Here is a 6752-nt window from a genome sequence, read left to right on the forward strand (position 1 = left end):
GTTCCGCGATGCGGCGGCAGAGTTCCGCTTCGACGGTGCCGACAGGCGCGTAGTCATCGATGACCCCCTGCTGGAAGGACTCCCAGCCGCCGGTATCTTCAGCAGGCAGCGGCACGACCGCCGACGCGATGCCGTGACGGACGGCGTTGAGGCGTGCCGCCGCCTTGCCTGCCTCAGTCTTTGGCCCGCAGCGGGTCTTGCCGTTCGCAGGGGTCTTCGCGCGCCGAGATTTCACAGCACTCCCTAGTCTCTGAGGAGGAACCGTCCCGCGGTCGCGCGCTGCGGAGTGCTACTGACGAGTTTCTCTCGCGCGGGCGCTCGGAGTCAAGCGCAGTTTTCCGCACAGGGACTGATCCGCGACGACGACCGTAGGCGATTCCGACGTTAGGTGGCGATAGGAACGAACATTGTGCGTTGACGCGACGAACCATTGCGGCTTATAGTCGTCGCCCTATGGTCACCTTTCTTCGCTCGTCGAGGCTTGCCATCGGCTTTCGGGTACCCGCGTGGTGGCGAACATCGGACGGGCGGGCGGACGGATTAGTTCGCCGGATGGCCGCGTGACGATCGACTTCCCGAGCGATGCCGTACTTGAAGAGGTCGATATCAGTATCACTAAGCGCAGCCCGCGCGAACTGGCGCCGCCGCCGTCTCCCGATTTCCCGTTCATTGCTGCCTGGTCGTTTGAAGCGGTGATACGATCGAGCGGCAAGGCGCGCCACACGTTCGCGAAGCCGTTGACGATCACGACACGCTTCACTAAGGGCGAGATGGTGCCGTACGATCCAAGAAACCTCGCCTTCTGGACATTCGACGAAGCCATCAACCAGTGGCAACACGTCCCGGCGCAGGTCGACTAGCGAAAACGCACCATCGTAGCGCATCCCGACCACTTCAGCGATGACGCTATTACCGCGACGAGGATCACTGACGTGGCGCCGTTGTTGGACGGGCGAAACGTCAACCTCCAGAGCGGCTCAGCAAGCTTCGGCGTCCCGATCACCGTACCAGCGGGCCAAGGCGGACTCACGCCCAATCTCACGCTCACGTACGATTCCGGCCGGCTCGGTGAAATGCGTGGGTGGGCTTCGGTCGGCAGCTGGGTTGGGATCGGATGGGATCTCGATGTCCCGCACATCAGCATCAGTCAGAACGAGGATAACCCCTCCACCGGAAACCACACTCATCGCGTATTCCTTGCGGTGGATGGGTTCGGCGGGGAAATCATGCAGGATTACCTGATGCGCCAGGACGGCGACGGATACCTCTGGCATGCGACGAACGAGCAGTACGTCAAGATCCGATCGAGCAGCCAGAGCATCAACGGGGCCGTATGGACCGTTTGGGACAAGAGCGGGACGAAGTATGTCTTTGGGGGTGGCAATCTCGACAGCCAGTACCGCCGCTACTACCGGCAAGACATATGCGACGACGTGCGTGACTATCGCGCCGATGTGAAGTTCATCGAGGACGTGCACGGAAATCGCATCGACTTTGAGTACTGGCAGCAGAAGTATAACTACTGTGGTCCGGGCTCGGAGTACGTGATGGCGGCATATCCGTGGAAGATCACGTATAACGACGGACAGGCACAACTAGAGTTCCATCGCGGAACCGACGAGTGCGTCGGCGCGCCGCTCATCTGTACGCGCTTCGACGTCCCTCGTGACGTCCACGATGGGGGCTGTCCGGAGGAGAGCGAGGACTATTTCGCACCACCGGTCATGGAAATCCGAAAGCTCAATCAGATCGAGGTGAAGGTTTCCGGCGCGCTCGTCCGACGATATGACTTCAGCTACGACACCACGCCGTTCGGGAATTGGGGCGGCTGTCCACCCGTGCCGGCGGCGGGTGAGCACAAGCTGACCCAATTGATTATCCGCGATCGTAATTTCGCGGCGTACCCATTCACGACGACCAAGTTCTTCTATGGCTCGGAACACTTCGCGTTTCACGAAGAGGGCACGCCTATTGAATCGATTTGGGACTACAACTGGAAGCACCTGCAGCGGATCGAGAATGGCATGGGCGGGGAGGTCCAGTTCGACTACGCGGAGGAGATCCAGGCGTACACGTTCCGGCATTGGTCGATCAGCACGGTGAGCGAACAGCGCACCATCTACGGCGCGGGCCAACCCGATGTCGTCCGCTCAATCGAGTACAACAACGGACCCTATCAATACAACTATCCTGATCCATACAAGAAACAGTCCGACCCCAACTACGTCGATGAGTTTCGTGCCGCCAAGCGGGGCTTCCAAGAGGTGACGGAGTTCGACCAAGGAGGGGAGCAAGGAAATTACGTCAAGCACCAGTATTTCGCCACGAGCAACAGCCCGAGCGGCTGGTCAGAGGAGGTGCTGACCGGACGAGAGCATACGACTACGTCGTTTGATGCGAATGACGGCCAATGGAAGAAGGTTGAGACCGAGTGGCTCATCCGGCAGGTGGACAATCCATTCGGTTCTATTACCCTCACGAACTTCGTGGCGCCGGAGTCCACGACCACGACGTTGCGCGATGGCACCGAACTCATCACGCAGAACGCGTACGACGCGTACGGCAACCTCTCCGAGCAACTGAGCCTCGGAGCGCCCGGCGCTGGCGACGACGCGAAAACGCTGACGCCGTTCCACCACAACACGGCGGCATGGATCTTCGCGCCGAAGTACACCGAGGTGGTCGACCCGGCGACGTCGGCGCAGCTGCGTCGCACTAACTTGTACTACGACGGCGCCAACTCCGCCGCGACGTTGCCCACCAAGGGACTGGTGACGGCGACGTCGGCAAAGGTCGACAGCAACGCGACGAGCAACACGTACGTCGTCTACGACGCCTACGGTAATCCAATACAGGCGTCCAATCCCACGGCAAGCCAGCCGGAAGGTGAGACGCCCGGCGGCAGTCTCGGCTGGATGCCGGCCGGCACGCCCTACAGCACCACAAGCTATGACGCGACCCATCATGTCTTTCCGGTGTCGCAGACAAACGCGCTCGGCCACGTCACGACGACGGACTATGACTTCGTGCTGGGGAAGCCGGTGGCCGTCCACGAACCCACCGGAAGGACCACGCAGATCCGATATGACCAGTTCGGACGCCCGTCGAAGGCGTGGGACAACTTCGATTCCGAGACCTATCCCACCGTACAGTTCACGTACACGTGGGGAACAATCCCGAACCGCACGCAGATCGACCGCCGCACCTTCTCAGGCACGAACTACACATTTCGTTCGCAGACATGCATGGACGGTTTCGGCAGGGAAGTGGAACGGGCGGCGAGTTACATCTCCGTTGATACGGCGTCAGTCCGGACCGACTACGACGCCCGCGGGCTGAAGTCTGTCGTCAGCGCTCGGACGCACATGGGGTCGGCCACCGTCAACTGTCCCACCACTCCGAGCCCGATGGTGTCGCGCGACCGCGACGCGTACACGTATGACCCGCTCGGCAACGTTGTCGTCACCAAGCATCTTGCAGCGAACCAGTCGACCGGCCCCCAGAGCACGGCGAACTACAACGGCCTTACCACGACCGTCACGGACGAGAAGGGGAACGCCACGACGCATGTGCGCGACCTCGACGACCGCCGGCTCGCGGTGTACGAGCCGGGCGGCATTTCGTCCTCGACCGTCCTGCGCCCGAACGGGCAGGGAGCCTACGCGGAGTGGGACCAGGGGTTCCCCCTCGGCGTCCCGCATTACCAAACCGTCGATGACGTCGCGCCGGACGACGACGGCAGCTACGTCGCGCGGCTGGAGTGGTACAAGAAGGACACCTTCACGTTCCCCGGTGCCAACCTGCCCACTGGAACGGTCATCGATTCCGTGAACCTGCGCTTCCGATGGAAGCACTGGGACGGCTACACACCGAACCCAGGCGCTCCGGTCATGTGGGCGCTCATGCGCCAATCGGGTGTGGACACGCAGGGCCCCACCTACCACAGCACGAACCAGGTCGACTGGCGCAACCATCACAGCTGGGAGATGACGACGAACCCCCGCACCGGGCAACCATGGACACTTGCCGAAGTCAATGCCGCGCGCGATTGCGGGTTCGAGGTCCATCCCACTGGCGGTGCCCGCCCCTATGTCACCGAGGTGTTCGTGGAGATCCGGTCGCATTCCACGGCGGCGCCCAACACGACGTATCAGCACGACCGGGTCGGCCAACTCACGGGCGTGACCGACGCTGCGGGCAACGTCACCTCGCTTACCTACGACCTCGGTGGGCGCAAGAAGGCGATGACCGACCCAGACATGGGCCCATGGACGTATAGCTATACCGTGGCGGGCGACCTCACGTCGCAGACCGACGCTCGCGGCGTGGTCACGAATTTGGGCTACGACGCCTTGAGGCGGCTCACTGCGAAGACCTACTCGAACGGAGACGCTCCGGTTGCGTTCCTGTACGACTCGTATCCAGACACCTCCCTCTGTCCGCAGGGTGTGACCGCCATCGGGAAGATGACCCGGATGCGCGACGGCGCCGGCGAAGCGTTGACCTGCTATGACGCGCGCGGCCGCAGCGTGAAGGATCGCAGGACGATTCTCGGCGCGTCCTACGAGACGTCGCGCGAGTACAACAGTCTTGACCAGCTCCTCCGGAGCATTTACCCGGACGGCGAGGACGTGCGCTATAACCGCTACCTCGACGGCGGTCAGCTGTGGCAGCTGAAGTCGGAAACGTACGGTGACGTCTTTGGCACGTCGATGCTGTACAAGCCGTTCGGCGCGATGAGCCAGCTCACGCTCGGCACCGGCCAGACCAAGACCTACACCTACGATGCACGCCAGCGCCTGACAGGTGTCCAGGCGGGCAGTGCACAGAACGTCACGTTGACGTACGACGACGCAAGCAACGTGCAGTCAATCAACGACGGCGGCGAAGTCCAGACCTTCAGCTACGACCAGCTCAACCGTCTCACCGGCATGTCGATCAACAGCGTGCCCAGCGCAACCTACGCCTACGATTCGTTGGGGAACCTGCTCACCAAGCAGGAGGGGAGCTCAAGCCTGGCATTGACCTACCCTGGCATAGGCGCACCGCGTCCGCACGCCGCAATTTGGACGTCAGGCACGCAAGGGCTCTCGCTCACCTACGACGCGAACGGCAACCTCGCAAGCCAGGGCACATCGACGTATGCGTACGACGCCGAGAACCGGCTGCGCTCGCGCGACACGACGGGTGACGGAGCGTCGCTCCATACATATGACGGAACCGGAAGTCTCCTGCGACGAACGCAGGCCGGCGCGCAACAGGCGGCGACCCTGCGGCCATCAGGACAGGGCTTCTTCGGGCAGTGGAGCGCAACACCGAACGTCGCTCATTACTTGAACATCGACGAAGTGGCGGCGGACGACGACGCGACGCAGATCTCGCGTTCCGGCGCGTACGACAGTCACACCTATCCGTCAGCTGGAGTGCCGGCGAACGCCGTCGTGGAGCAAGTCCTCCTGCGACTCCGGTGGAAGGCCGTGAACGGAACTGTCGGCGCCGTCGTGCCGTTCTTCCGGCAGAACGGGGCCAACGGCTCATCTCAATGGTTCGTGAGTCTCGATGCCAACTGGAAGGACGACGTGCTCTCGCTTCAGCACAACCCAGTAACCGGCAAGGCTTGGACGGCCGCGGACGTGAACGCGAGCATGGAGTTTGGCTTTGTCGGACAGTTCGCGGGGTACAGTCCGCGGGTGACCCAGGCGTACGTCGAGGTGAAGTATCGCGTCCCAGCATCCAGCACGGACTACGTCGGCGGCATCTACGAGAAGCAGAGCGACGGCACGGAGACGAAGTATTACGACGCAGGCGGCGCGACGGCGATGCGCGTGGAGACGACCGCTGGCGGCACGCCGGAGACCGGCGCCAACTGCCAGAACACGACCGATGATGACGGCGACACCATCGTCAACGACGGCTGTCCTGTGTATCTGCTCGCAGATCATCTGGGCGGCACGACGAAGGTGGTCAACTCATCTGGCGCAGTTGTTTCAGAACTCAAGTACTGGCCGTATGGCGCTGTCCGGGACGGCGCAATCTCTCAGACGGACAAGCTCTACACCGGCCAGCAGCAGGAGCCGGGCGACGCAGCGCTCGGGCTCTACAACTACAAAGCGCGGTTCTACAGCACGACGCTAGGGCGGTTCGTGAGCGCCGATTCATTGGTTAACAGGATTCATGATCCTCAAAGCATGAACCGTTACAGCTACGTGAGAAACCTCCCTACCTCCCTCATTGATCCGACAGGACATTGCTTTCTCTCGATCAGCGGTGACCTACTCGACTGCTCTGCTGATGCTGCCGAATCGTGGTTTGATTGCGCAATGGGCGGCTGCGGAGGGGACCCGATGCTAGAGGCCTTCGCAAAGCAAGGCATTTCCCAATGGCTCTATTGGAGCAATGTGTCTCTACTCATGGAGAGTGGAACCGTCAGTCTGCACATACTGCAATCGTTTGTGACCTATGCTGGCGTGGATCCGGATCGCTGGAATCAAATGCCCAACTTCGGGTGGCGCTACCTCGCAGTTACCGTTCATGTTCCTGAAGCCTACTTTAAAGCGTCTCTTTTTGCGCTCATGTATGGCGACACATCCCGAATAGCACAGCTCGACCTTGGCGGTATTGCAGGAGGATACGCCTGGTGGGACCGGAATGATCTTGCCTGGGGTATTAATAGTTCTGCTATCCGGGGTATGTTTACTGTGACCTGCCCCCGATCTTTGGTCCACTCATTGTGAGAGTCCGACCGGGTCCTT

At 61.6% G+C, this 6752-nt stretch carries 2 protein-coding genes; both read left to right on the forward strand.

What is annotated here, in order from left to right; translation table 11 throughout:
- The first annotated feature begins 560 nt into the window (after positions 1 to 560).
- Entirely contained in the window at positions 561 to 860 is a 300-nt protein-coding gene (locus tag WEB52_13230) for a hypothetical protein (protein ID MEX2227402.1), read from the forward strand.
- 366 nt (positions 861 to 1226) lie between these two features.
- Entirely contained in the window at positions 1227 to 6734 is a 5508-nt protein-coding gene (locus WEB52_13235) for an RHS repeat-associated core domain-containing protein (GenBank protein ID MEX2227403.1), read from the forward strand.
- Positions 6735 to 6752 lie beyond the last annotated feature (18 nt).

The organism is Dehalococcoidia bacterium, from assembly GCA_040902535.1.
Taxonomy (GTDB): domain Bacteria; phylum Chloroflexota; class Dehalococcoidia; order DSTF01; family JACRBR01; genus JBBDXD01.